Origin of the sequence: Streptomyces sp. NPDC086023, assembly GCF_044540325.1 — a bacterium.
Classification (GTDB): Bacteria; Actinomycetota; Actinomycetes; order Streptomycetales; family Streptomycetaceae; genus Streptomyces.
The window spans coordinates 431,517-455,617 of sequence record NZ_JBITRX010000001.1 but is presented as its reverse complement, the minus strand read 5'-3'; the positions used below and the strand labels follow the sequence as shown (position 1 = coordinate 455,617).

Sequence of the window (24,101 nt, the reverse complement as noted above, 5' to 3'; positions counted from 1 at the left end):
ACGTTCGCCGACGGGATGGGGGGACAGCGTTGAAGTCTACGTCGAGCGGGTGACACAACCCGGGCACTCGCCGGTACGGTCGGGCGTTGCAGAACCAGGAACACGCGTCCGAGCGTCTGGCGGACCGAGCCTGTAACACCCCGTGCACCAGGAGGAACCCCATGGTGGCCCCCGAGACGACGTCCGAGCAGCGCGCCGAGCAGATCCTCGACGTCTTCGACACCGCCTTCGGCGAGCTCCTCGCCGCCGACCCCACGGCCTTCGAGGTGAAGTTCCGCAAGATGGCGGCCTCGGCCTTCGCCTTCTACCGGGGCACGGCATGCCTGTTCTACGCGGACCTGGAGCGGGAGCGGCACGGCGGCCCGTACCTGGACGAGCGCACCGGCCGGGTGTGGATCCACGGCGATCTGCACGCCGAGAACTTCGGCACGTACATGGACGCCCACGGCCGCCTGGTCTTCAACGTGAACGACTTCGACGAGGCCTACGTCGGCCCCTTCACCTGGGACCTCAAGCGCTTCGCCGCCTCCGTGGCCCTGATCGGCTACACCAAGGCGCTCAGCGACGGGCAGATCGGCGAGCTGGTGCGGATCTACGCGGGCGCCTACCGCGAGCGGATCCACCGGCTGGCCACCGGCGCCAAGCACGAGGAGGTGCCCTCCTTCACCCTGGACACCGCCGAGGGCCCGCTGCTCGGCGCCCTGCGCGACGCCCGCTCCCGGACCCGCTTCGCGCTGCTGGACTCGATGACCGAGATCCGGGAGTACGAGCGGCGCTTCTCCTCCGGCGGCGGTTCGATCGAGCTGGACGCGGCCACCCGCTACAAGGTCCTCGCCGCCTTCGACGGCTACCTGGAGACCCTGCCCGAGTCCAGCCTGGTGCGGCCGGACTCGTACCGGGTCAAGGACGTGGTGGGCCGCCGCGGCGTCGGGATCGGCTCCGCCGGCCTGCCGTCGTACAACATCCTCCTGGAGGGGCACAGCGACGCCCTGGAGAACGACGTCGTGATCTACCTCAAGCAGGCGCAGACCCCGGCGGTCTCCCGGCACATCACGGACCGGGCGGTCCGCGACTACTTCCACCACGAGGGCCACCGCACGGTGATCTCCCAGCGCGCCCTCCAGGCGCACGCGGACCCGTGGCTGGGCTGGACGGAGCTGGACGGCTCCGGGCAGCTGGTGGCCGAGGTCTCCCCGTACGCCGTCGACCTGGACTGGTCGGACATAGACGACCCGGAGGAGATCGCGGCCGTCGTGGCCGACCTCGGCCGGGCCACTGCCACGATGCACGCATCGGCGGACGAGGACGAGAGCGGTCAGTCGCTGGTGCCGTTCTCCACCGAGCGGGCCATCGACGCGGCGATCGCGGCGGACGAGGAGGGCTTCGCCGAGCTGCTCGTGGACTTCGCCCACGCGTACGGCGCCCGGGCGCGCGCCGACCACCAGCTCTTCGTGGACCTCTTCCGCAACGGCCGCCTCACCCGCTAGGCCTGTCGTCCCGGGCACCCCACGCCGCCGCGCAGCGCAGACCGCCGGGTGCGTGAGGCTGCCGTTGTGCCCGCCGGGGAACCCGGCCGGTTCCGCACCCGGCAGCGCGGCCAGGCCGCCGGCTCCCGCTCGCGCCGCTGCCGCTGCTCCGCAGGCAGCAGGCGCGGGGACACCGGCTCGTGGGCGACGAGCGTGTCGGCCGGTGACCGCCTCCCCCGACCGCCGGCCCGCCACCTGCCGCCCGAGACGGTGGCCGGCCGTCGTCCCTGAGACGGCCGGAACTCCGCGGGCCGGGGGTCTTTAGGCCCGGCTCACAGGGACTCGTGGCACACTTCGGCCCGATGGACATCTCAGGGGTACGGCTCAGGGCACTGCGGGCGGCGCTGTTCAGCGCGCTCGTCGTCATGCTCTCCAGCGCCACCCACGTCCTGATGTCACGGGTGCCGCTGCCACCCGCGCTGGTGGGCGGGATGTACGCGGCCGTGTTCGTCCTCGCCTTCGCGCTCGCCGGCCGGGAGCGCGGCTTCTGGCACATCGCCGGGCTGATGGTGCCGCTCGAACTGGCCGCCGACACCGTCTTCACCGCCGGGCAGGACGTCTGTTACGGACCCTCCGGCGGGCCGGTCTCCGGCCCGCTGCGGGCCATGGGCCTGGACGTGCTCTGCGGCGGCCCGCCGGTGGGCGCCCCGCTGGCGGGGGTCGCCGGCCACCCTGCCGACCCGGTCTCGCTGCTCGCCTCGCCCGACCCCGCCACGCCCTGGCTGCTGCTGGCGGCGCACGTCTCGGTGGCGCTGCTGGCCTCGGCCTGGCTCCGGCGCGGCGAGCAGGCGCTGGTCCGGCTGGTGGGCGCGGTGGCCGCGGCCGCCTTCCGGCCGCTGCTGGTCGCGGTGGCCGTGGTGGCCGCCGGTGCCGCCCCGGCCCGGCGTGCGGTGGGGACCGCGCTCGCGCGCGTCCCGGCCCGTACGCGCTTCCCGGCGCACTCCGTGGGACGGCGGGGACCGCCCCGCTCGGCGCTCCTCGGCGCCTGAGCACGGCAGCACCCACCATCGACACCTTTCACTTCCACGGAGATCCACCATGAGCAACCGCAACAGCAAGGCGAACAAGGACGCGGCCCGCGAGCGGATCCGCGCAGAGCGCGAGCGCCAGGCGAAGAAGGACAAGGCCCGCCGCCAGGTCATCGTCGCCGGCTCGGTCGTCGCGGTCCTCGCCCTGGCCGGCGGCATCGGCTTCGCGGTCATGCAGGCCAACAAGCCCGGCGTCTGGGAGGACGCCGAGAACGCGCCCCTGACCGCCCCGAAGAACACCGAGGGCGCCGACGGCACCTCGGTCGTCATCGGCAAGAAGGACGCGAAGAAGACGCTGGAGCTGTACGAGGACTCCCGCTGCCCCGTCTGCGCCACCTTCGAGCAGGCCGTCGGCGAGCAGGTGAAGAAGGACGTGGCGGCCGGCAAGTACAAGCTGAAGTACATCGGTGCCACCTTCATCGACAACTCCGACAACGGCAGCGGCTCGAAGGAGGCCCTCGCCGCCCTCGGCGCGGCGCTGAACGTCAGCCCCGAGGCCTTCCTGGAGTACAAGGCCGCCCTGTACGCGCCGGCGAACCACCCGGAGGAGTCGCAGGACAAGTTCGCCAAGAGCGACTACCTGCTGAAGATCGCCGACGGCGTCCCGGCGCTGAAGAACAACGAGGGGTTCAAGAAGGCCGTGAACGACGGCACCTACCGCAAGTGGGCCCTGGAGATGTCGAAGGCCTTCGACAAGAGCGGCGTCACGGGCACCCCGACGCTGAAGATGGACGGCAAGAAGATCGAGACCCCGCAGACGCCCGAGGCGTTCACCGCGGCGATCGACAAGGCCCTCAAGGGCTGACACCCGGACACACTCCGGCAACGGGCGGGCGAACTCTAGGAGTTGGCCCGTCCGCTGTCTATACGAGCGCGGATACCGGTCAGTAATATGATCATCCGTGACCAGTCTTCTCCCTTCTTCTGCCGCAGCGCCGCGCCGCCGCACGGTCGTCCTGGCCGCCGCCGCCACCGCCGCGCTCGCCCCGATCACCGCGCAGGCCGCCCTGGGGACGTCGGCCGCGTACGCGGCCGAGGGCACCGCTGCCTTCCTGCACGGCGTCGCCTCGGGCGACCCGCTGCCCGACGGGGTCCTGCTGTGGACCCGCGTCACCCCCTCCCCCGAGGCCGTGCCCGGCTCCGGCCTCGGCCCGGACACGGACGTGACCTGGGAGGTGGCCGAGGACCGCGGCTTCGCCCGGATCGTCGCCTCCGGCACCACCACGGCCACGGCCGCCGCCGACCACACGGTCAAGGCCGACGTCCGCGGACTCCGCCCGGAGACCTCCTACTTCTTCCGCTTCGCGACCGGCGGCGCCACCTCCGCCGTGGGCCGCACCCGCACCACGGCCGCGCACGACGCGACCACCCCCGGCGTCCGGTTCGGCGTGGTGTCCTGCGCCAACTGGGAGTCCGGCTACTTCTCCGCGTACCGCCACCTGGCCGCCCGTACCGACCTCGACGCGGTGCTGCACCTCGGCGACTACATCTACGAATACGGCTCCGGCGGCTACCCCGAGCCCAAGTACGTGGTGCGGCAGCACGAGCCGAAGCACGAGATCGTCTCGCTCTCCGACTACCGCACCCGGCACGGCAAGTACAAGACGGACCCCGACCTCCAGGCCCTGCACGCCGCGCACCCGCTCGTCGCGATATGGGACGACCACGAGATCGCCAACGACGCCTGGTCCGGCGGCGCCGAGAACCACACCCCCGGCACCGAGGGCGACTGGGCGGCCCGCGCCGCGGCCGCCAAGCAGGCCTACTTCGAGTGGATGCCGGTACGCACCTCCACCGCCGGCACCGTCTACCGCCGCCTGCGCTTCGGCTCCCTGGCCGACCTGCACCTGCTCGACCTTCGCTCGTTCCGCTCGCAGCAGGCCAAGACCGGCAGCGGCACGGTCGACGACCCGGAGCGCACCATCACCGGGCGGGCCCAGCTGGACTGGCTGAAGTCCGGCCTCGCCTCCTCCACCGCGGCCTGGAAGCTCGTGGGCACCTCGGTGATGATCTCGCCGGTGGCCTTCGGCTCGCTGCCGTCCCACCTGCTGGGCCCGCTGGCCGAGTTGCTGGGGCTGCCGCAGGGCGGCCTGGCCGTCAACGTCGACCAGTGGGACGGCTACACGGACGACCGGAAGGAGCTCCTGGCACACCTGACCCAGAAGAACATCCGGAACACCGTCTTCCTGACCGGTGACATCCACATGGCCTGGGCCAACGACGTGCCGGTGACGGCCGCGACGTACCCGTTCTCGAAGTCGGCCGCCACGGAGTTCGTCGTGACGTCGGTGACCTCGGACAACATCGACGACATGCTGCACGTCGCCCCGCAGACGGTCTCGCTGGCCGCCGCGACGGCCATCAAGGCCGCCAACCGCCACGTGAAGTGGGTGGACATGGACTCCCACGGCTTCGGGGTGCTGGACGTGACCGCCGAGCGCTCGCAGATGGACTACTACGTGCTGTCCGACCGCACCCGCCAGGACGCGACCGCCACCTGGGCGCGCTCCTACCGCACGCTGAACGGCACACAGAAGGTCGAGCGGGTGAGCACCCCGGTGCGCTGACCGCCCCGCCGATGAACCCGACGGACCGTCGAGCCTCCCCCAGGGGAAGCTGACGGTCCGTCGAACATTTCCGGCCAGAGGGGCGTCCTGACGTTAAGCGGGCCTCTCAAGCGTGTTTCGGCAAGAAATCCTTGACGGATCACTGACATGGACACGTAAGCTTCACGCCATCGTGAGGAGATCCCTCCGTTAACTTTGTTCGCGAGGAGCACACGTGCGCGCTTCTGCCCGCATATCCCCCACTCTGCGCCGACGCATCATGGGTACCGCCGTACTCGCTGGAGCCTTGGCCCTCTCCCCGCTTTCCGCCCCCACCGTCATCGCCGCCGCCCCGAAGACCGGCGCCGAGAAGTGTGTGGAGGACGCCACTTCGGCCAACGCCCGCGTGGCGCGCCCGAAGGACAGCCACGCCGCCGAGCCCAACGCGGTGACCGACGCCCAGGCCAAGGCCATGGACGCCGACCTCAAGGCGAAGCTGAGCAAGATTGCGAAGTCGCGCCCGCAGCAGCTGGCCGCCGCCGGCACCAGCATCCCGGTCTACTTCCACGTCATCCACTCCGGGACCACCGGCAAGCTGACGTCGACGCAGATCAACAACCAGATGGCCGTCCTGAACGCCGCGTACGCCGGCCAGGGCACGGGCAACGTCGACTCCGGCTTCCAGTTCACCCTGGCGAGCACGGACTACACCGACAACGCCTCCTGGTACAACCTGACCTCCGGCTCCCAGGCCGAGAAGGACATGAAGAACACCCTGCGCAAGGGCGGCGCCGGCGCGCTGAACTTCTACACGGCCAACCTGGGCGGCGGCCTGCTCGGCTGGGCGACCTTCCCCAGCTCGTACGCCTCCAACCCGAAGATGGACGGTGTCGTCGTCCTCGACGCCTCCCTGCCGGGCGGCACGTCCACCAACTACGACGAGGGTGACACCGCCACCCACGAGGTCGGCCACTGGATGGGCCTCTACCACACCTTCCAGGGCGGTTGTAACGGCAACGGCGACTACGTCTCCGACACCCCCGCCGAGAAGAGCGCCGCGTACCAGTGCCCGACGGGCCGTGACACCTGCGCCAGCAAGCCCGGTGCGGACCCGATCCACAACTTCATGGACTACACGTACGACGCGTGCATGTACCAGTTCACCGCCGGTCAGGTGAGCCGCATGCAGAGCAGCTGGAGCGCTTACCGCGCAGGCTGACCGGTCACTGCTCTACCCTGGGCGCCATGAGCGCGCCGGGGGACGTGATCGACGAACGGTTCGAGCTGCTGGAGCGGCTCGGCAGCGGGGGCATGGGCACGGTCTGGCGAGCGCTGGACCGTGCCCTGCACCGCGAGGTCGCCCTCAAGGAGGTGCGGCCCGTCCACGGCCCGGGCCCCGAAGAGGGGTCCGGGCTGCTGCGCGAGCGGGTGCTGCGCGAGGCCCGCGCCCTGGCCCGGATCAACCACCCCCACGTGGTGACGATCCATCACATCGTGGACCGGGGGCCGCACCCCTGGCTGGTGATGGAGCTGCTGCCCGGCGACACCCTCCAGAGCCGGGCCGAGCGCGGGCCGCTGACGCCGGCCGAGGCCGCGCGGACCGGCCGCGAGGTCCTGGCCGGGCTCCGCGCCGCGCACGCCGCCGGCATCCACCACCGGGACGTGAAGCCCGCCAACGTCCTGCTGCGGGCGGACGGTTCCGCGGTGCTCACCGACTTCGGCATCGCCGCCCTCCAGGACGCCTCCTCGCTCACGGTCACCGGGGAGATCATCGGCACCCCCGAGTACCTCGCCCCCGAGCGGATCCGCGGCGCCGACCTGCCGGCCTGCGACCTCTGGTCCCTGGCGATCACCCTGTACGTGTGCGTCGAGGGCGTCAGCCCCATGCGCCGCACCACCACCCTGGCCACGCTGGCCGCCGTCCTGGACGAGCCGGTGCCGGCGCCGCGCCGCGCGGGCGCGCTGGCCCCCGTACTGGCGGCCGTGCTCGTACGCGACCCGGACGCGCGGCCCGACGCCGAGGCGCTCGACGCGCTGCTGGCCGCGGTCGCGGCACCCGGACCCGGCGGGCCGCCCGCTTCTCCGCCACCGGCGCCGCCGACCCAGGTCGACACCCCGGTCCCGGTGCACGAGCCGCCCGGCCCCCGGGTCGCCGCGCCTCTCCCCCCGCCTCCGGCACCCCGGACCCCCGCACCGCGGCCCGGTCCCGGTCCGGCACACGGAGGCGGCACCCCCGGCCCGGCCGGGGACCCCGACCAGGAGCTGACGCTGGGTCCGGGCCACCCCGGCACCACCCGGCGCGAGGAGCCCGGCCGCCCGGCCCGGAGCGGGGCGCGCACCCCGCTGGCCGCGGCCGCAGCCGTGGTCGCCCTCGCGCTGCTGGGCCTCGGCGCCTACGCGCTGGCCGACCGCGGCGGCCGGGATGCCGGCGGCGCCGCCAAGGGCGGCACCCGGTCGGGCACGTCCTCGCCCGCCACCACCGCCGGCCCCTCCACCGCCCCTCCCACGGCCCCCGCGAGCAGCCCGGCCACACCGCCCGGAGCCGCACCCGCCGCGTCCCCCGCCGGCGCCCCCTCGTACGGCGGCGGGACGGGCGGCGGCAGCGCGGGCACCGGGACGGACGGCGGCCCGGACGGCGGGGGCTCGGGCTCGGGCTCGGGCGACGGCAGCCTCGCCGGCCGCTGGATCGCCCAGCTGTACTCCGAGCCGGTCGCCTCGGGCACCGCCGCCCGCGACCGACGCCTGACGGCCGTCCGGACCGCCGTACCGGAGGCCGAACTGCTGCTCAGCTCCGACTACGCGTCCCTGCGCGCCGGTTACTGGGTGGTCTACGCCGCCGGACCCTTCGAGGACGGCCGGGCCGCACTCGCCTTCTGCGCCGAGCGGGGCCGTACGAGCGCCGACGCCTGCATCGGGCGCTGGCTCAGCGCCGACCCGGCCGACGGCGTCTACAAGTGCACCCCGCCCGCGAGTTCCCCGGGCGGCCGCTGCCGGCGGGACTGAGCCGACGGCAGCGAGCCGGGGAGGAAGGTAGCGACGGGACTCGGGCCCGGCACGCCCCGAGAGACCCGGCTCAGATGCTCTCCAGGAACGCCAGCACCGTCGCCCACATGCGCTCCGCGGCCTCCGCGTCGTAGTCCGGCAGCTCGGGGTCGGTGAACAGGTGCCCCGCGCCGGGGTAGCTGTGCACCTCCACGTCGGCGCCGGCCCGCCGCATCCGCAGGTACCAGGCGTTCAGCCAGTCCGTCGTCTCGAACGGGTCGGGGTCGGCGATGTGCAGCTGCACCGGCAGGTCGTCCACCGCGGCGTCGTCCGCGATGTCCGCGGTGCCGTGCAGGAGCAGCAGCCCGCGCGCCTTCTCGTCTGCCAGGGCCAGTTGCTGGGCCACGGAACCGCCGAAGGAGAAGCCCGCGTACACCAGGCCCTTCTCCGAGTGGGGGGCGACCGCCAGGACGGCGCGCTTGAGGAGCTCGTCCCGGCCGGTCTCGTCGCGGAACGCCATGCCCTCCTCGGCCGTGTCGAAGACCCGGCCCTCGAAGAGGTCGGGCACGTGGACCTCGTGGCCGGCCGCACGCAGCCGGTCGGCCGCGGCATGGACCGCGGGCCGCAGTCCGTACGTCGAGTGGAAGAGCACGATGTTCATGCGTCCATCGTGCCAGCTCCGGTGCGCGGCGGTCCGCTACGGTCGGGGCATGGAGAACGTGCTGCGCCCGTTGACCGTGATCGGCGGCTCGGTCGTCCTCACCCTGCTCGCCGGGTGGCTGCTGGACCTCCTGCTGCGCCGCGCCGACGCCCGCCACTACGAGACCCCGCTGTGGGGGCTGCTGCGTCGCTGCCGCCGCCCCTTCCAACTCGTCCTGCTGGCCGCCCTGCTGAGGGGCTTCCACCGCCGGGCCGGGCTGCTGGAGGACCATTCCGTCGGCGTGGCCCGCGCGCTCACGCTGGTGCTGATCGGGGCGGCGGCCTGGCTGCTGGTGCGGATCGCCACCGCCGTCGTGGACTCGGCGTACGCGCGCTACGCCGCCGGCGCGGAGGAGTCCGCCCGGATGCGGCGGATCCGTACGCAGGTCACGCTCATCCACCGGGTGGTGACCGCGGTGATCGTGGTGGTGGCGGTCGCCGCGATGCTGCTGACCTTCCCGGCGATGCGGACCGTCGGCGCCTCCGTACTGGCCTCCGCCGGCATCATCGGCATCGTGGCGGGCATCGCCGCGCAGTCCACGCTGGGCAACCTGTTCGCCGGGCTGCAGATCGCCTTCGGCGACACCGTCAGGATCGGCGACACCGTGGTGGTGGACGGCGAGTGGGGCAGGGTCGAGGAGATCACGCTGACCTTCCTGGTCGTGCGGACCTGGGACGAGCGCCGGCTGACCATGCCCGTCTCGTACTTCACCGGCAAGCCGTTCGAGAACTGGTCGCGCGGCGGCGCCGAGGTCACCGGCACGGTGTTCCTGCACGTGGACCACACGGCGCCGGTGGGCCTGATGCGGGCCCGGCTGCAGGAGATCCTGGCCGCCTGCCCGGCCTGGGACGGCCGGTCGTCGAGCCTGGTCGTCACGGACTCCACGCCCACCACGATGCAGGTCAGGGCGGTGGTCACGGCCAAGGACGGCGACGACCTGTGGACGGTGCGCTGCGAGGTGCGGGAGCGGCTGATCGCCTGGCTGTGTGCGGAGCACCCGTACGCGCTGCCGCGGGTCAGCACCGGCCCCGCGGCGCTGCCCCCGGCCGGCGGCACGGGCAGCACGCCGGTCGCGGGTGACGGGGGCGCCCCCGTCACGGGCGCAGGCTCCTGACGTCGAGGTGCCGCAGCACCCGGTCCACGACCTCCGGGTCGGCGCCGGGCTCGCTGCGCGCGGCGAGCACCTCGTGGCGGGCGGCGGACATCATCTCGCGCTGGATGCGCTGGACCGTACGGAGCCGGGCGACGCGCTGCGCGTAGGCCTCGCGGCGTTCCTCCTCCACCATGTCGGGGCTGATGCGGGCGCCCATGTCGTAGGCGCGGCGCAGGAGTTGCTCGCTGATCTCCTCGGGGATCTCCTCGGCGTCCTCGATCTCGCGCAGCCGGCGCTTGGCGGCCCTGGCGGCGCGGACGGCGAGGCGGCGCTCGAACTCCCGCGCCGCGTCGGTGTCGGCCCGGACGCCGAGGAACCGGACGAGCCGGGGCAGGGTGAGCCCCTGGACGACGAGGGTCGCCATGATGACGGCGAAGGCGATGTAGACGATCTCGTCGCGCATCGGGAAGGGCGCGCCGGAGTCGGTCCTGAGCGGGATGGCGAGGGCGAGGGCCACGGAGGCGACCCCGCGCATCCCGGCCCACCACATGACCACGCTCTCCCGCCAGTCGACCGGGATGTCGTCGTCCTCGCCGTGCAGCCGCTGGTGCAGGCGGCGGGCGGCCCAGGCCGCGGGGAGCAGCCAGAGGAGCCGTACGAGGACCACGGTCCCGACGACGGCCGCCGCCCACCCGGCCATCTCCCGGGCGCGGCCCTCGGTGACCCCGAAGACCTGGTGCAGCTCCAGTCCGATGAGGCCGAACGCGACGCCGGTGACCAGCATGTCGACGACCTCCCAGAAGGTGTGCCCGGCCAGCCGGCCCAGCACGTCGTCGGCGTCGGTGGCGTACTCGGCCAGGAACAGGGCGCAGGTGAGCACGGCCAGGACGCCCGAGCCGCGGAGCTCCTCGGCCAGCACGTAGGCGACGAAGGGGACGAGGAGGGTGAGGCCGATCTGGAGGGTCGCGTCGCCGAGGCGGCCCATCAGCCGGTTCGCGGCCCAGCCGAGGGCCAGGCCGACGGCGACCGCGACGGCTGCCGAGAGCACGAACTCGCCGACGGCGCCGGACACGGAGAACTCGCCGCCGACCGCGGCCGCGATGGCCACGTGGTAGAGCACGATGGCGGTGACGTCGTTGAACAGCCCCTCGCCCTCCAGGATCGACACCATGCGCCGGGGCAGGCCCAGGGAGCCGGCGACGGCGGTGGCGGCGACCGGGTCGGGCGGGGCGACCAGCGCGCCGAGGGCCAGTGCGGCGGCGACCGGCAGTCCGGGCACGACGACGCTCGCGACCCATCCCACGGCGGCGGTGGTGACGAAGACCAGGGCCACGGCGAGCAGCAGGATCGGGCGGACGTTGGCGGCGAACTGGCGCCAGGAGGTGCGCTGCACGGAGGCGTAGAGCAGGGGCGGCAGGACCAGCGGGAGGATGTACTCGGGCGGGACCTCGACGTCCGGTACGAAGGGCAGCAGGGCGAGCACGATGCCGCCGAGGGTCATCAGCACCGGGGCGGGCAGCCCGAGCCGGTCGCCGAGGGGCACGGTGACGACGGCCCCGAGCAGCAGCAGGAAGAGGAGGGCGAGCTGATCCACACCGCCCAGCCTCGCAGCCGGGCGGGGCGATCCGGGGCATTGCGGCGGGCAGCGCGCCCGTCGCACGCGGCGGGGTGTGCGGCCCGGCACCCGCGGCGCGGGCGGACGGTCGGCCCGGCACGCCGGGGGCGCGGCGGCCGGTTCAGCCCAGCGTCCGCCGCATGGCGCGGTGGGGCATGCCCGCGTCGTCGAACTCGGGCCCGTACGGCGCGTAGCCCAGCCGCTCGTAGAAGCCGAGGGCATGGGTCTGGGCGTGCAGGTCGACGGCGGTGAGGCCGCGCCGGGCCGCCTCGGCCTCGATGGCCCGGACCAGTGCCGCGCCCACGCCCAGGCCGCGGGCGGCCCGGGTCACGGCGAGCCGGCCCAGGGAGCCGACGCCGGGTTCCGCGAGGCCGGTCAGCAGGCGCCCGGTGCCAAGGGGGTACCCCCTTCCCGAGCGGAGCCGAGAGCTTGGGGGAGGGCCGTCCGCGCCGGTCGCCAGCACGTGCACCGCGTCCGCGTCGTGGGCGTCGTACTCGATCTCCCGGGGCACGCGCTGCTCGACGACGAAGACGGCTGCGCGGACCGCGAAGCAGGCCTCGCGGTCGGCGTCCGTCGCCGCGACGCGGACGTCGTAGATCACTCGCTCTCCGCCCGGATGACGTCCAGCGCGTGCTGGAGGTCGGCGGGGTAGGCGCTCTCGAACTCGACCCAGCCGCCGTCGGAGGGGTGCTCGAAGCCCAGGCGCATGGCGTGCAGCCACTGGCGGGTCAGGTTCAGCCGCTTGGCGATCGTCGGGTCGGCGCCGTAGGTGAGGTCGCCGACGCAGGGGTGCCGGTGGGCGGACATGTGCACGCGGATCTGGTGCGTGCGGCCGGTCTCCAGCTTGATGTCGAGCAGGGAGGCGGCGCGGAAGGCCTCGATGAGGTCGTAGTGCGTGACGGACGGCTTGCCTTCGGAGGTCACGGCCCACTTGTAGTCGGCGCTGGGGTGCCGGCCGATGGGGGCGTCGATGGTGCCGCTCATCGGGTCCGGGTGGCCCTGGACCAGCGCGTGGTAGCGCTTGTCGACGACGCGCTCGCGGAACTGGTTCTTCAGCGAGGTGTAGGCGCGCTCGGACTTGGCGACGACCATCAGGCCCGAGGTGCCGACGTCGAGGCGGTGCACGATGCCCTGGCGCTCGGCGGCGCCGGAGGTGGAGATGCGGTACCCGGCGGCGGCGAGACCGCCGATGACGGTGGTGCCGGTCCAGCCGGGGCTGGGGTGTGCCGCGACGCCCACGGGCTTCATGATCACGACGATGTCGTCGTCGTCGTGCACGATCTCCATGCCCTCGACGGGCTCGGCCACGACCTCGACCGGCCGGGGCGCGCCCGGCATCTCGACCTCCAGCCAGGCACCGCCGTGCACGCGCTCCGACTTCCCGACGACGCTGCCGTCGACCGAGACCTTCCCCGCCGCGGCCAGCTCGGCCGCCTTGGTCCGGGAAAAACCGAACATACGGGCGATGGCGGCGTCGACGCGCTCGCCTTCGAGGCCATCGGGGACGGGCAGGGTGCGGATCTCGGGAATCGTACTCACCCGTCGAGTATGCCGGACTCCGCCGACACACCCGGACGCGTTCAGTCCTTGTGGATCGTTCCGTCCGGGTCCAGACCCTTGAAGGAGAGCAGGACGATCAGGATTCCACCGCAGACGATGGCGGAGTCCGCGAGGTTGAAGACGGCGAAGTGGGCCGGTGCGATGAAGTCCACCACAGCGCCGCGGAAGACGCCCGGCGAGCGGAAGATCCGGTCGGTGAGGTTGCCGAGCGCGCCGCCGAGCAGCCCGCCGAGCGCGATGGCCCACGGCAGGCTGTAGAGCTTGCGCGAGATCCGCACGATGACGACGATCACGGTCGCCGCGATCAGCGTGAAGATGATCGTGAAGGCCTCGCCGAAGCCGAAGGCGGCGCCGGGGTTGCGGACCGCCTCGAACTTCAGCAGGTCGCCGATGATCTCGATCGGCGCCTGGTGCTCCAGCTTCGCGACCACCAGCATCTTGCTGCCGAGGTCGAGCAGGTACACGACCAGTGCGACCACCAGCAGCGCAGCGATCCGGCGCCGCCCCTTGGGCCGGTCCGCCTCAGGCTGGGCTTCCCCGATGTCCGGCGTACCGATGACGCCCTCCGCCTCTGCCACGTGAATCCCTCGAATTCAGGTCCTCGGGGCCGCCAGAAGGTGCCCGATCAGAACACGAGGGTACGTCACGGCCGCCACGGGGTGGCGGGACCGCGGGGCGGCGTGGACGTGACCCGGACGACACCGCAGCGGCCGGCCTCAGTGCCGCCGTTCCTGCTTCTGCTTGCACTCCACGCACAGGGTGGCGCGCGGGAAGGCCTGCATGCGGGCCTTGCCGATGGGGTTGCCGCAGTTCTCGCAGACGCCGTACGTACCCGCGTCCAGGCGCTCCAGGGCGCGCTCGGTCTGCTCCAGCATCTCGCGGGCGTTCGAGGCCAGGGCCAGCTCGTGCTCCCGCGTGATGTTCTTCGTACCGGTGTCGGCCTGGTCGTCGCCCGCGCCGTCGCCGGAGTCGCGCATCAGGCCGGTGATCGCCTCCTCGGAGTGGTGCAGCTCCTCGCGCAGCCGCAGGATCTCGCTCATCAGCTCGGCCCTGGCCTCGGCGACCTCGGCGGGGGTCCACGGGTCCTCGCCCGGCCGGACCGCCAGCTCACCGGGGGCCACCGCGGTGGCCCCGGCCTTCGGAAGGCCGCTGGTGGCGGCCACGGCCGTCTTCCTGGCCGTAGCGGCCCTGCCCGTGCCGCTGCTCTTCTTGGCAACCACTGTCCCGGCTCCCGTCTCTTCGGCGGTCGGTGCCGCCCCCGAGGCCGCGGCCGTCCTGGCCGGGGCCTTCTTCACGGCCGCCCTGCCGGCGGCCTCCCTGGTGGCGCCGTTCTTCGCCGCGGCCCTCCTGCCGGCGGCCGCCGAGGCCTTCTTCCCGCTGCTCTTCGCGGCAGTGCTGCCCACCGCCGCGCCCTTGGTGGTCCCGGCGGCCGTCGCCTTCTTCGCCGAGCCGGTCTTCACGGCCGCGCCGGCGGCCGGAGGGTCCGCGGCCGGGTCCCCGGCCGGCTCCTCCACGGCTGCCGACGCCCGGGCCGGCAGCGTCTTCCTGGCCGCCCTCGCCCCCGTCACCGCCCGGTCGGTCACCTCCGGCAGGTCGGCGGCCCTGTCCGTCGGCGCCCGGGCCGCGGACTTCGCCGCATGCGCGCTCCCGGAGACGGCCTCCGAAGGGCCGGCCTTCCCCTTGGCTGCCTTCTTCGGCGCCGCCTTCGCCCTGCCCTTCGGCGCGGTGCTCGCCGAGGTGCTCTTCACCGCGGTCCCGGACGTGCCCGCCTTGCCCCGCGCCGGCTCCACGGCCTTGGCCATGCTCTTCTTCGGTGCCGCCTCCGGCACGGGAGTCCCGGCCGGCAGCGTCTTCCTGGCCGCCCTCGCGCCCGTCACCGCCCGGTCGGTCACCTCCGGGAGATCGGCGGCCCTGTCCGTCGGCGCCCGGGCCGCGGACTTCGCCGCGTGCGCGCTCCCGGAGACGGCCTCCGAAGGTGCCGCCTTCGTGGCCGTGGACTTCTTCCCAGCGGACGCCGTCTTCTTCGCGGCGGTCTTCTTCGCCACCATGGCCGCGGCCCCTTCACATATTGTGATCTGCACGCGAATCGTGCTGGGACGATAAATCGGCTCATACCCCGCGGCAACGGGGCGCACGTCCTCCGAGGCCGACCTGCATCCGTTGTGCCCAGCTCAGGGCCGGGTAATCCGGTGCCGGGACCCCGAGGGGCGCGGCAGGGGCGCGTCGGCCGTTCGGGTCAACCCGGCCGCCGCCCCCGCGCCCCGGCCGAACCGCACCCGAGCGCCCCGCCCGACGCCGCACAAACCGGTCTGCCGACCCGCCCCCCGGCCCTTACACTGGGCCGAGCGGAAGGCATGGATGGGGACGAGTAGCGTCGTACGCAGCCAGGAGCGACCCGGGGACGGTGTGAGCCCGGGGGCGAGCGCGACGTGAAGGATCACCCCGGAGCCGCCGGAAGAACGCCCAGGACGCCCGCAGGGCCCCGGGTCAGTAGAACCGGCCCGCGCCCCTAATGAGGGGGCCACCGGCGCGCCAGGGCGCTCCGGGGGCCAAGGAGGGTGGTACCGCGGGAGCCGAGGCTCTCGTCCCTCCGACGGAGATGGACCCGCCGTTGGAGGAAGAGCACACCCGATGAGTACGCAGAGCCAGCAGCCCACACCGTCGCAGTACCGCCCGGTGCCCGCCCAGGTCGACCTGCCCGCCCTGGAGCACGCCGTCCTCGACTTCTGGCGCGAGAACAAGACCTTCGCCAAGACGCTGGAGCAGTCCGAGGGCCGCCCCGAGTGGGTCTTCTACGAGGGCCCGCCCACCGCGAACGGCATGCCCGGCGCGCACCACATCGAGGCCCGCGTCTTCAAGGACGTCTTCCCCCGCTTCCGGACCATGCGCGGCTACCACGTGGCCCGCAAGGCCGGCTGGGACTGCCACGGCCTGCCGGTCGAGCTCGCCGTGGAGAAGGAGCTGGGCTTCAACGGCAAGCAGGACATCGAGGCGTACGGCATCGCCGAGTTCAACGCCAAGTGCCGCGAGTCGGTGACCCGCCACACGGACGCCTTCGCCGACCTCACCACCCGCATGGGCTACTGGGTGGACCTGGACGACGCGTACCGCACGATGGACCCCGAGTACGTCGAGTCCGTCTGGTGGTCGCTCAAGGAGATCTTCAACAAGGGCCTGCTGGTCCAGGACCACCGCGTGGCCCCCTGGTGCCCCCGCTGCGGCACCGGCCTCTCCGACCACGAGCTGGCCCAGGGCTACGAGACCGTGGTCGACCCCTCGGTCTACGTCCGCTTCCCGCTGACCTCGGGCCCGCTCGCGGGCCAGGCCTCGCTGGTCGTCTGGACCACCACCCCCTGGACCCTCGTCTCCAACACCGCCGTGGCGGCCCACCCCGACGTCACCTACGTCGTGGCCACGAACGGCGAGGAACGGCTGGTCGTCGCCCAGCCGCTGCTGGAGAAGGCCCTCGGCGAGGGCTGGGAGGCCACCGGCCAGACCTTCACCGGCAAGGAGATGGAGCGCTGGAACTACCGGCGCCCCTTCGAGCTGGTGCCCTTCGACGCGCCGGCCCACTTCGTGGTCAACGCCGAGTACGTCACCACCGAGGACGGCACCGGTCTGGTCCACCAGGCCCCGGCCTTCGGCGCCGACGACCTCGCGGTCTGCCGCGCGTACGGCCTGCCCGTCGTCAACCCGGTCCGCCCCGACGGCACCTTCGGCGAGGAGGTCCCGCTGGTCGGCGGCGTCTTCTTCAAGAAGGCCGACGAGCAGCTGACCGCCGACCTGGACGCCCGCGGCCTGCTCTTCAAGCACATCGCCTACGAGCACAGCTACCCGCACTGCTGGCGCTGCCACACCGCGCTGCTCTACTACGCGCAGCCCTCGTGGTACATCCGCACCACCGCCGTCAAGGACGCGATGCTGCGGGAGAACGAGAAGACCAACTGGTTCCCCGAGTCGGTCAAGCAGGGCCGCTTCGGCGACTGGCTGAACAACAACATCGACTGGGCGCTCTCCCGGAACCGCTACTGGGGCACCCCGCTGCCGATCTGGCGCTGCGAGGAGAACCACCTCACCTGCGTCGGCTCGCGCGCCGAGCTGAGCGAGCTGTCCGGGCAGGACCACTCCGCGCTGGACCCGCACCGCCCGTACATCGACGACGTCACCTTCCCCTGCTCGGCCGAGGGCTGCTCCCTGACCGCCGTCCGCGTCCCGGAGGTCATCGACGCCTGGTACGACTCGGGCTCGATGCCGTTCGCGCAGTGGGGCTACCCGTACAAGAACAAGGAGATCTTCGAGAAGCGCTACCCGGCGCAGTTCATCTCGGAGGCGATCGACCAGACCCGCGGCTGGTTCTACACGCTGATGGCGGTCGGCACCCTGGTCTTCGACAAGTCCTCGTACGAGAACGTGGTCTGCCTGGGCCACATCCTCGCCGAGGACGGCCGCAAGATGTCCAAGCACCTGGGCAACATCCTCCAGCCCATCCCGCTCATGGACCAGCACGGCGCCGACGCGGTCCGCTGGTTCATGGCGGCCGGCGGCTCCCCCTGGGCGGCCCGCCGCGTCGGCCACGGCACCATCCAGGAAGTGGTCCGCAAGACCCTCCTCACGTACTGGAACACGGTGGCCTTCCAGGCCCTGTACGCCCGTACGTCGGACTGGGCGCCCTCCGCCGCGGACCCGGCCCCGGCCGACCGCACCGTCCTCGACCGCTGGCTGCTCTCCGAGCTGCACCAGCTGACCGGCCAGGTCACCGAGGCCATGGAGGCGTACGACACCCAGCGGGCCGGCAAGCTGCTGTCCGCCTTCGTCGACGACCTGTCGAACTGGTACGTGCGCCGGTCGCGGCGCCGGTTCTGGCAGGGCGACAAGGCGGCGCTGCGCACCCTGCACGACGTGGTGGAGACCGTCACGCGCCTGATGGCCCCGCTGACGCCGTTCATCACCGAGCGGGTGTGGCAGGACATGATCGTCCCCGTCACGCCGGGCGCCCCGGAGTCGGTGCACCTGTCCTCCTGGCCGGAGGCGGACGCCTCGGCCGTGGACACCACCCTGTCGCAGCAGATGGTGCTCGTGCGCCGGCTCGTCGAGCTGGGCCGCGCCACCCGCGCCGAGTCCGGCGTCAAGACCCGCCAGCCGCTCTCGCGGGCGCTGGTCGCGGCGGCCGGCTTCGAGGCCCTCTCGACCGAGCTCCACGCGCAGATCACCGAGGAGCTGAACGTCTCCTCGCTGGCCTCGCTGTCCGAGGTGGGCGGCTCGCTGGTGGACACCACCGCCAAGGCGAACTTCCGGGCCCTCGGCAAGCGCTTCGGCAAGGGCGTGCAGGACGTGGCCAAGGCGGTCGCGGCCGCCGACGCCGCCGCGCTGTCGCTGGCGCTGCGCTCGGGCGAGGCCACGGTCGAGGTCAACGGCGAGACCGTGACCCTCTCCCCCGAGGAGGTCATCATCACCGAGACCCCGCGCGAGGGCTGGTCGGTCGCGTCGGACTCCGGCGCGACGGTGGCGCTGGACCTGGAGATCACGCCCGAGCTCAAGCTGGCGGGCCTGGCGCGTGACGCGATCCGGCTGATCCAGGAGGCCCGGAAGAACTCCGGCCTGGACGTGGCCGACCGCATCGCGCTCCGCTGGTCCACGTCCGACGCCGAGCTGACCACGGCCCTCACGGACCACGCCGCTCTGATCGCGGACGAGGTCCTGGCCACGGACTTCGCGTCCGGCGCGGCCGACGACTCGTACGGCGCCGCCTTCGAGGACGAGGCCCTCGGCCTCACCTTCCGCCTCCGCAAGGCGTAACTCCCCGCCCCTGTGGCCCGGCCCCCACCCCGGGGTCCGGGCCACAGCCATGTCCCCTCCCCCGAAAACGGAGACCCCACCTCACGAAGCCCCTGGCAGCCGGCCCGGCACCAGCCCCCCCACCCGCACCGCACCCCCACCCCACCCCCAACGCAAACGGGCCGGGCCCGGACTCCCCAAAGGGGTCCGGGCCCGGCCCGTAAAGACTGCCGACGATTACGTCAGTGTCGTCCTCAGTTGTCGTCCTCGTCGATCAGGAAGCCCCGCATCGGAGACGGAGCCTGCTGCATCGGCTGCGGCGCAGCCGGCCGCACCGGCGCCATCGGCTGCGTCATGGCCGGGGACATCTGCTGCTGACCGCCGTAGGACGGGGCACCCATCGGCGACGGACCGCCACCCATGGTGTGACCCATCGCACCGGCCGGAGCCATCGACGGCGCCGGCGACGGCGGCAGCGAGGCGGTGGCCGGGGTGCGCGGCGGGGCGAGGGAGTCGTCCGCCTGGGTCTCCAGCTGGCGCAGCTGCGACTCCAGGTACGACTTCAGACGCGTGCGGTACTCGCGCTCGAAGCCCCGCAGGTCCTCGACCTTGCGCTCCAGCGTGGCGCGGGCGGACTCCAGGGACCCCATCGCGACGCGGTGCTTCTCCTGCGCGTCCCGCTCCAGGGCGTCGGCCTTGGCGCGGGCGTCGCGCTCCAGGCCCTCGGCGCGCGAACGGGCCTCGCCGACGATCTTGTTGGCCTCGGAGCGGGCCTCCGCGATCGCCTGGTCGGCGGTCTGCTGCGCCAGGGAGAGGACGCGGGCGGCGCTGTCGCCACCGGGGCCCTGGCCGGGCTGCGGCAGCTGGGGCGGCTGGTGGCCCATCGGCTGGCCCATGGGCGGCTGGCCCATCGGCTGGCCCATCGGGTTCTGGCCACCCATGGTGTGCGGGGGCTGCATCGGGCCGCCCATGGGGCCTTGCTGCATCGGACCGGGACCCTGCTGCATCGGGCCGGGGCCCTGCTGCATCGCGCCCGGGCCCGGCGGGAGCTGCGGAGCGCCACCCGGCAGCTGGGGCGGACCCATCTGCGGGGGGCCCTGCTGGACCGGCGGGCCGGATATGGCGGCGGGCACGGGCGCGCCGGGGCCGCGCTGGTCCTGGGGTTCCGGCTTGCGCATGTTCTGCTGCTGCTGGTTCTGCGCGGCGGCACGCGTGGCGGCGGCCAGCTTCGCGCGGAGGTCCTCGTTCTCGCGCAGCAGGCGCGTCAGTTCGGCCTCGACCTCGTCGAGGAAGGCATCGACCTCGTCCTCGTCATAGCCTTCTCGGAGGCGGACGGTCGTGAACTGCTTGTTCCGCACGTCCTCGGGGGTCAGCGGCATCTCTTCTTCACCTCTACGTAGTCGTCGGCAGTCGGCAAGACCGGATCGTTCACACGCTTCTCGCAACGTTGCTCACGATGCTGATCAGGATGTAAACGATGATCATCAGCACGAAGAAGGACAGGTCGAGTGCCACGCCCCCGAGACGCAGCGGCGGAATGAACCGCCGCAGAAGCTTGAGCGGTGGATCGGTGACAGTGTAGGTGGCCTCCAGGACCACCACCATCGCCTTGCCAGGTTCCCAGGAGCGGGCGAACTGGAAGACGTAGTCCATGACCAACCGGAAGATCAGCACGATGAGGAAGCACATCAGCGCGATGTAGATCACCTGCAGTGCCACGCCCATCCCGTACTTCCCTCTCCCCTTGCTCCCACTGTCCGGCCGATCGGCCGGGCCCCGTATCCCGGTGTCGTGTTACTCAATCGGTCTAGCTTTGGTTGAAGAACCCGCCCTCTGCGATGCGGGCCTTGTCCTCCGCCGTGACATCGACGTTAGCAGGCGAGAGCAGAAACACCTTCTGTGTCACGCGTTCAATGCTGCCGTGCAGACCGAACACCAGACCGGCTGCGAAGTCCACGAGACGCTTCGCGTCTGTGTCGTCCATCTCCGTGAGGTTCATGATCACCGGGGTGCCCTCGCGGAAGTGTTCCCCGATGGTACGGGCCTCGTTGTAGGTCCGGGGGTGGAGCGTCGTGATGCGGTACGGCTCCCGCTCGGACACGACCTTGGGCATGATCACCGGTGCGTTCTTCTCCTGGCTCGGGCGTTCAGGTGTGATGGATGCCACGGGGGCGATTCGCGCCGGACGTCCGCTTTCGACGGGCAGCGGAGCGGGCTCACGCTGCGCGGGAGGCTGTACGGCTCGTACCGGTTCGTCCCGAACCGGGGCCTGGTGCGGAGGCTCGTGCCGCCGACGGTCCCGCTCCGGCTCGGGCTCGGGCTCGAACTCGTCGTCGGGGTCGAACCCCGGGCCGTCGTACCCATCGTCCTCCACGAGGCCGAGGTAGACCGCCATCTTGCGCATCGCGCCGGCCATTCTCTGAGTCCTCCGCTCTGTGGTGGATCGCCCTCGTCACCGATGGCGCTGGGCTCCAACCGCCCGCGATCCACGTGGCCTGTCCGCCCATCGGCGGGAATGACCATATTTTCTGCTGTGGTCCGACTTGCTTCGCGACGTTACCCGAGCCGGGGTCGGCTTCCGAGTACCGCGGTGCCGACGCGCACGTGTGTCGCTCCCGCCGCCACGGCCTCTTCCAGGTCCCCGCTCATACCGGCCGAGACCATCGTGGCAGCCGGATGGTCGGCGCGCAGGCGGGATGACAATTCCATCAGCCGCTCGAACGCCGCGCGTTCGCGTCCCGCGTACGGGCCGGTGAGCGGAGCGACGGTCATCAGTCCGCCGATCCGCAGTCCGGGGGCCGCCGCGACCAGTTCCGCCAGCTCGGTCACGCCGTCGGGGGCCACTCCCCCGCGCTCGCCGCGGCCGCCCTCCTCGGCGTCGAGCGCCACCTGCACCAGGCAGCCGAGCTCACGGCCGGCCTTCTCCGCCGCCGCCGAGAGGGCGGTGACGAGCCGGGGGCGGTCGACCGACTGCACGACGTGCGCGTAACCGGCCACCGAACGGACTTTGTTCGTCTGCAACTGGCCGACGAAGTGCCACGTGAGGGGCAGATCCGCACAGGCCGCGGCCTTCGGGGCGGCGTCCTGGTCGCGGTTCTCCGCCACGTGACGGACGCCGAGCTCCGCCAGCAGCCGTACGTCGCTCGCGGGGTACGTCTTGGTGACCACGATGAGGGTCACCTCTTCCCTCTTGCGCCCCGCGCCCGCGCAGGCCGTGGAGATGCGTTCCTCCACCCTCGCGAGGTTGGCGGCGAGCTCCGCCTTACGGTCCGTCATCGATCAGTCCAACCAGACATATCCGGCAAGCCGCCCGGTGATCCGGTCACGGCGGTACGAGAAGTGGTCGAGGGATTCCAGGGTGCAGACCGGAGACCGCTTGAGGTCGGTCACCCCGAGCGCCGCCAGCTGCGCGTGCACCCCGGCCACCACGTCGACGGCCGGGGTGCCCCAGCTGGTGGTGGCGTGGGCCTCGGGCACCACGGCGGCGACGTCCTCGCGCATCGCCGCGGGCACCTCGTAGCAGCGCCCGCAGACCGCCGGGCCCGTGCGGGCCGTGATCCGGGAGGGTTCCGCGCCGAGCCGCACCATCGCCTCGACCGCGGCGGGCACCACCCCGGCGACCAGGCCGGGCCTGCCCGCGTGGGCCGCGGCCGCGACCCCGGCGACGGGGTCGGCCAGCAGGACCGGGGTGCAGTCGGCGGTCAGCACGGCGAGGGCGAGCCCGCGCCGGGAGGTGACCACCGCGTCGACGGCCGGCGGTGGCGTGTCGCCCCAGGGGGCGTCGACCACCGCCACGTCGCGGCCGTGCACCTGGTTCATCCAGACCACCCGGTCCGGCGCGATGCCCAGGGCCCCGGCGGCGAGCGCCCGGTTCGACCCGACGGCCGCCGGGTCGTCGCCGACCGCGCCGCCGAGGTTGAGCTCCTCGTACGGAACGGCGCTCACCCCGCCCCACCTGTCGGTGAAGGCGAAGTGCGCGCCGCTCGCGTGGTGCCGCTCGCTTATCACTTCAAGAAGTCCGGGACATCCAGCTCTTCGGCGGGGCTGTCCTGGTAGGGGCGGGCCGTCGGGACCTGGGGCGCGGTGACGGCCGGGGCGACCGGGACCTCGGCGACCGGAGCCGCCTCGACCGGGGCCGGGGGCTCCTCACGCGGGGTCACCGAGCCGAGGCCGCCGAAGGCGGGGCGGACCGGCTCGGCCGGGCGGACCGGGGCCGGGGGCTCCTCGCGCTTGGTGGACGCGGCGCCGATCACGTTGTCCCGGCGGGCCGGGGGCTGGCCCCCGTCGAAGCCGGCCGCGATCACGGTGACCCGTACTTCGTCTCCCAGGGCGTCGTCGATGACGGCGCCGAAGATGATGTTCGCCTCCGGGTGGGCAGCCTCGCTGACCAGCTGGGCCGCCTCGTTGATCTCGAAGAGACCGAGGTCGGAGCCGCCGGAGATGGAGAGCAGCACACCGCGGGCGCCGTCGATGGACGCCTCCAGCAGCGGCGAGGAGATCGCCATCTCGGCCGCGGCCACGGCGCGGTCGTCGCCGCGGGCGGAGCCGATGCCCATGAGGGCCGAGCCGGCCTCCGACATCACGGACTTCACGTCGGCGAAGTCGAGGTTGATCAGACCCGGGGTGGTGATCAGGTCGGTGATGCCCTGGACGCCGGAGAGCAGCACCTGGTCCGCGGACTTGAACGCGTCGAGCACGCTGACCTGGCGGTCCGAGATGGACAGCAGCCGGTCGTTCGGGATGACGATGAGGGTGTCGACCTCTTCGCGGAGCTCGGCGATGCCGTCCTCCGCCTGGTTCGCGCGGCGGCGGCCCTCGAAGGTGAACGGGCGGGTGACCACGCCGATCGTGAGGGCGCCCAGCGAGCGCGCGATGTTGGCGACGACCGGGGCGCCGCCGGTGCCGGTGCCACCGCCCTCTCCGGCGGTGACGAAGACCATGTCGGCCCCCTTGAGGACCTCCTCGATCTCCTCGCGGTGGTCCTCTGCCGCCTTGCGGCCGACTGCCGGGTTGGCGCCGGCGCCGAGGCCGCGGGTCAGTTCGCGGCCGACGTCGAGCTTGACGTCGGCGTCGCTCATCAACAGCGCCTGGGCGTCGGTGTTGATGGCGATGAACTCGACGCCCTTGAGGCCGACCTCGATCATTCGGTTGATGGCATTGACACCACCGCCGCCGACACCGATGACCTTGATGACTGCGAGGTAGTTCTGCGGTGCTGCCACGTCGAAGGCCTCTCGCCTCGAGTTACGTGTCGCCGCCTCGCGGGCCTGCGGTGC

At 72.7% G+C, this 24,101-nt stretch carries 21 protein-coding genes; 9 read left to right on the top strand and 12 right to left on the bottom strand.

Annotation, left to right across the window (positions count from 1 at the left end):
- Window positions 1-161: 161 nt before the first annotated feature.
- From ACIF6F_RS02045 to ACIF6F_RS02020, 6 genes are all read left to right on the top strand, one after another.
- Window positions 162-1,487 carry a DUF2252 domain-containing protein gene (locus tag ACIF6F_RS02045; protein ID WP_399939852.1) on the top strand — a complete coding sequence of 442 codons (1,326 nt, stop codon included), beginning with the start codon at window positions 162-164 and terminating at the stop codon, window positions 1,485-1,487.
- Between the two features lie 341 nt (window positions 1,488-1,828).
- On the top strand, window positions 1,829-2,515 hold the full coding sequence (locus ACIF6F_RS02040; protein WP_399939849.1) for a hypothetical protein: 687 nt from the start codon (window positions 1,829-1,831) through the stop codon (window positions 2,513-2,515).
- A gap of 49 nt (window positions 2,516-2,564) precedes the next feature.
- Window positions 2,565-3,359 carry a thioredoxin domain-containing protein gene (locus ACIF6F_RS02035; RefSeq protein ID WP_399939846.1) on the top strand — a complete coding sequence of 265 codons (795 nt, stop codon included), beginning with the start codon at window positions 2,565-2,567 and terminating at the stop codon, window positions 3,357-3,359.
- Between the two features lie 97 nt (window positions 3,360-3,456).
- On the top strand, window positions 3,457-5,121 hold the full coding sequence (locus ACIF6F_RS02030; RefSeq protein ID WP_399939843.1) for an alkaline phosphatase D family protein: 1,665 nt from the start codon (window positions 3,457-3,459) through the stop codon (window positions 5,119-5,121).
- Between the two features lie 259 nt (window positions 5,122-5,380).
- Entirely contained in the window at window positions 5,381-6,319 is a 939-nt protein-coding gene (locus ACIF6F_RS02025) for a zinc metalloprotease (RefSeq protein ID WP_399939840.1), read from the top strand.
- A gap of 26 nt (window positions 6,320-6,345) precedes the next feature.
- The gene (locus ACIF6F_RS02020) at window positions 6,346-8,103 is read left to right on the top strand and encodes a serine/threonine-protein kinase (RefSeq protein WP_399939839.1); all 1,758 of its coding nucleotides are present in this window, start codon (window positions 6,346-6,348) and stop codon (window positions 8,101-8,103) included.
- 70 nt (window positions 8,104-8,173) lie between these two features.
- Here ACIF6F_RS02020 and ACIF6F_RS02015 read toward each other — a convergent pair whose 3' ends face one another.
- Window positions 8,174-8,743, bottom strand: a complete 570-nt coding sequence (locus ACIF6F_RS02015; RefSeq protein ID WP_399939836.1) for a dienelactone hydrolase family protein — start codon at window positions 8,741-8,743, stop codon at window positions 8,174-8,176.
- 49 nt (window positions 8,744-8,792) lie between these two features.
- Between ACIF6F_RS02015 and ACIF6F_RS02010 the strand changes: the two genes are divergently transcribed.
- Window positions 8,793-9,896 (top strand): mechanosensitive ion channel family protein, encoded by a 1,104-nt coding sequence (locus tag ACIF6F_RS02010; protein ID WP_399939833.1) that lies wholly within the window; start codon window positions 8,793-8,795, stop codon window positions 9,894-9,896.
- Here ACIF6F_RS02010 and ACIF6F_RS02005 read toward each other — a convergent pair.
- The 5 genes from ACIF6F_RS02005 to ACIF6F_RS01985 all read right to left on the bottom strand — a co-directional run bounded on the left by ACIF6F_RS02005 (window position 9,877) and on the right by ACIF6F_RS01985 (window position 14,213).
- Entirely contained in the window at window positions 9,877-11,469 is a 1,593-nt protein-coding gene (locus ACIF6F_RS02005; RefSeq protein WP_399939830.1) for a Na+/H+ antiporter, read from the bottom strand. The two genes, ACIF6F_RS02010 and ACIF6F_RS02005, sit on opposite strands and share 20 nt — an antisense overlap.
- Window positions 11,470-11,611: 142 nt before the next feature.
- A complete protein-coding gene (locus ACIF6F_RS02000; protein WP_399939828.1) occupies window positions 11,612-12,091 on the bottom strand; it encodes a GNAT family N-acetyltransferase in 480 nt (159 codons plus the stop codon).
- On the bottom strand, window positions 12,088-13,029 hold the full coding sequence (locus ACIF6F_RS01995; protein WP_399939825.1) for an RluA family pseudouridine synthase: 942 nt from the start codon (window positions 13,027-13,029) through the stop codon (window positions 12,088-12,090). Before ACIF6F_RS01995 ends, ACIF6F_RS02000 begins: the two co-directional genes overlap by 4 nt.
- A 41-nt stretch (window positions 13,030-13,070) precedes the next feature.
- Window positions 13,071-13,628: a signal peptidase II gene (gene lspA / locus ACIF6F_RS01990; RefSeq protein ID WP_399939823.1), complete on the bottom strand. Its 558-nt coding sequence runs from the start codon at window positions 13,626-13,628 to the stop codon at window positions 13,071-13,073.
- Window positions 13,629-13,766: 138 nt separating this feature from the next.
- Window positions 13,767-14,213 (bottom strand): TraR/DksA family transcriptional regulator, encoded by a 447-nt coding sequence (locus ACIF6F_RS01985; protein WP_399939820.1) that lies wholly within the window; start codon window positions 14,211-14,213, stop codon window positions 13,767-13,769.
- Between ACIF6F_RS01985 and ACIF6F_RS01980 the strand changes: the two genes are divergently transcribed.
- Window positions 14,203-15,153 carry a hypothetical protein gene (locus ACIF6F_RS01980; protein ID WP_399939818.1) on the top strand — a complete coding sequence of 317 codons (951 nt, stop codon included), beginning with the start codon at window positions 14,203-14,205 and terminating at the stop codon, window positions 15,151-15,153. The two genes, ACIF6F_RS01985 and ACIF6F_RS01980, sit on opposite strands and share 11 nt — an antisense overlap.
- 528 nt (window positions 15,154-15,681) lie before the next feature.
- Window positions 15,682-18,846 carry an isoleucine--tRNA ligase gene (gene ileS / locus ACIF6F_RS01975; RefSeq protein ID WP_399939816.1) on the top strand — a complete coding sequence of 1,055 codons (3,165 nt, stop codon included), beginning with the start codon at window positions 15,682-15,684 and terminating at the stop codon, window positions 18,844-18,846.
- A 233-nt stretch (window positions 18,847-19,079) separates the two neighbouring features.
- Here ileS and ACIF6F_RS01970 read toward each other — a convergent pair whose 3' ends face one another.
- From ACIF6F_RS01970 to ftsZ, 6 genes are all read right to left on the bottom strand, one after another.
- Window positions 19,080-20,204, bottom strand: coding sequence for a DivIVA domain-containing protein (locus ACIF6F_RS01970; RefSeq protein WP_399939813.1), 1,125 nt, complete (start codon window positions 20,202-20,204; stop codon window positions 19,080-19,082).
- Window positions 20,205-20,253: 49 nt separating this feature from the next.
- Window positions 20,254-20,550 (bottom strand): YggT family protein, encoded by a 297-nt coding sequence (locus ACIF6F_RS01965; RefSeq protein WP_399939810.1) that lies wholly within the window; start codon window positions 20,548-20,550, stop codon window positions 20,254-20,256.
- An 82-nt stretch (window positions 20,551-20,632) separates the two neighbouring features.
- Window positions 20,633-21,241 carry a cell division protein SepF gene (locus ACIF6F_RS01960; RefSeq protein WP_399939808.1) on the bottom strand — a complete coding sequence of 203 codons (609 nt, stop codon included), beginning with the start codon at window positions 21,239-21,241 and terminating at the stop codon, window positions 20,633-20,635.
- A 140-nt stretch (window positions 21,242-21,381) separates the two neighbouring features.
- Window positions 21,382-22,101, bottom strand: a complete 720-nt coding sequence (locus ACIF6F_RS01955) for a YggS family pyridoxal phosphate-dependent enzyme (protein WP_399939806.1) — start codon at window positions 22,099-22,101, stop codon at window positions 21,382-21,384.
- A 3-nt stretch (window positions 22,102-22,104) separates the two neighbouring features.
- On the bottom strand, window positions 22,105-22,833 hold the full coding sequence (pgeF, locus tag ACIF6F_RS01950) for a peptidoglycan editing factor PgeF (protein WP_399939803.1): 729 nt from the start codon (window positions 22,831-22,833) through the stop codon (window positions 22,105-22,107).
- Window positions 22,830-24,047 (bottom strand): cell division protein FtsZ, encoded by a 1,218-nt coding sequence (gene ftsZ, locus ACIF6F_RS01945; RefSeq protein ID WP_399939801.1) that lies wholly within the window; start codon window positions 24,045-24,047, stop codon window positions 22,830-22,832. Before ftsZ ends, pgeF begins: the two co-directional genes overlap by 4 nt.
- Window positions 24,048-24,101 lie beyond the last annotated feature (54 nt).

What these genes read in the sequence shown, in the direction of transcription:
- ACIF6F_RS02045 (WP_399939852.1), top strand. Translation starts at nt 162, where the DNA reads ATGGTGGCCCCCGAGACGACGTCCGAGCAGCGCGCCGAGCAGATCCTC.
- ACIF6F_RS02040 (WP_399939849.1), top strand. Translation starts at nt 1,829, where the DNA reads ATGGACATCTCAGGGGTACGGCTCAGGGCACTGCGGGCGGCGCTGTTC.
- ACIF6F_RS02035 (WP_399939846.1), top strand. Translation starts at nt 2,565, where the DNA reads ATGAGCAACCGCAACAGCAAGGCGAACAAGGACGCGGCCCGCGAGCGG.
- ACIF6F_RS02025 (WP_399939840.1), top strand. Translation starts at nt 5,381, where the DNA reads ATGGGTACCGCCGTACTCGCTGGAGCCTTGGCCCTCTCCCCGCTTTCC.
- ACIF6F_RS02020 (WP_399939839.1), top strand. Translation starts at nt 6,346, where the DNA reads ATGAGCGCGCCGGGGGACGTGATCGACGAACGGTTCGAGCTGCTGGAG.
- ACIF6F_RS02015 (WP_399939836.1), bottom strand. Translation starts at nt 8,743, where the DNA reads ATGAACATCGTGCTCTTCCACTCGACGTACGGACTGCGGCCCGCGGTC.
- ACIF6F_RS02010 (WP_399939833.1), top strand. Translation starts at nt 8,793, where the DNA reads ATGGAGAACGTGCTGCGCCCGTTGACCGTGATCGGCGGCTCGGTCGTC.
- ileS (WP_399939816.1), top strand. Translation starts at nt 15,682, where the DNA reads ATGAGTACGCAGAGCCAGCAGCCCACACCGTCGCAGTACCGCCCGGTG.
- ACIF6F_RS01970 (WP_399939813.1), bottom strand. Translation starts at nt 20,204, where the DNA reads ATGCCGCTGACCCCCGAGGACGTGCGGAACAAGCAGTTCACGACCGTC.
- ACIF6F_RS01965 (WP_399939810.1), bottom strand. Translation starts at nt 20,550, where the DNA reads ATGGGCGTGGCACTGCAGGTGATCTACATCGCGCTGATGTGCTTCCTC.
- ACIF6F_RS01960 (WP_399939808.1), bottom strand. Translation starts at nt 21,241, where the DNA reads ATGGCCGGCGCGATGCGCAAGATGGCGGTCTACCTCGGCCTCGTGGAG.
- ACIF6F_RS01955 (WP_399939806.1), bottom strand. Translation starts at nt 22,101, where the DNA reads ATGACGGACCGTAAGGCGGAGCTCGCCGCCAACCTCGCGAGGGTGGAG.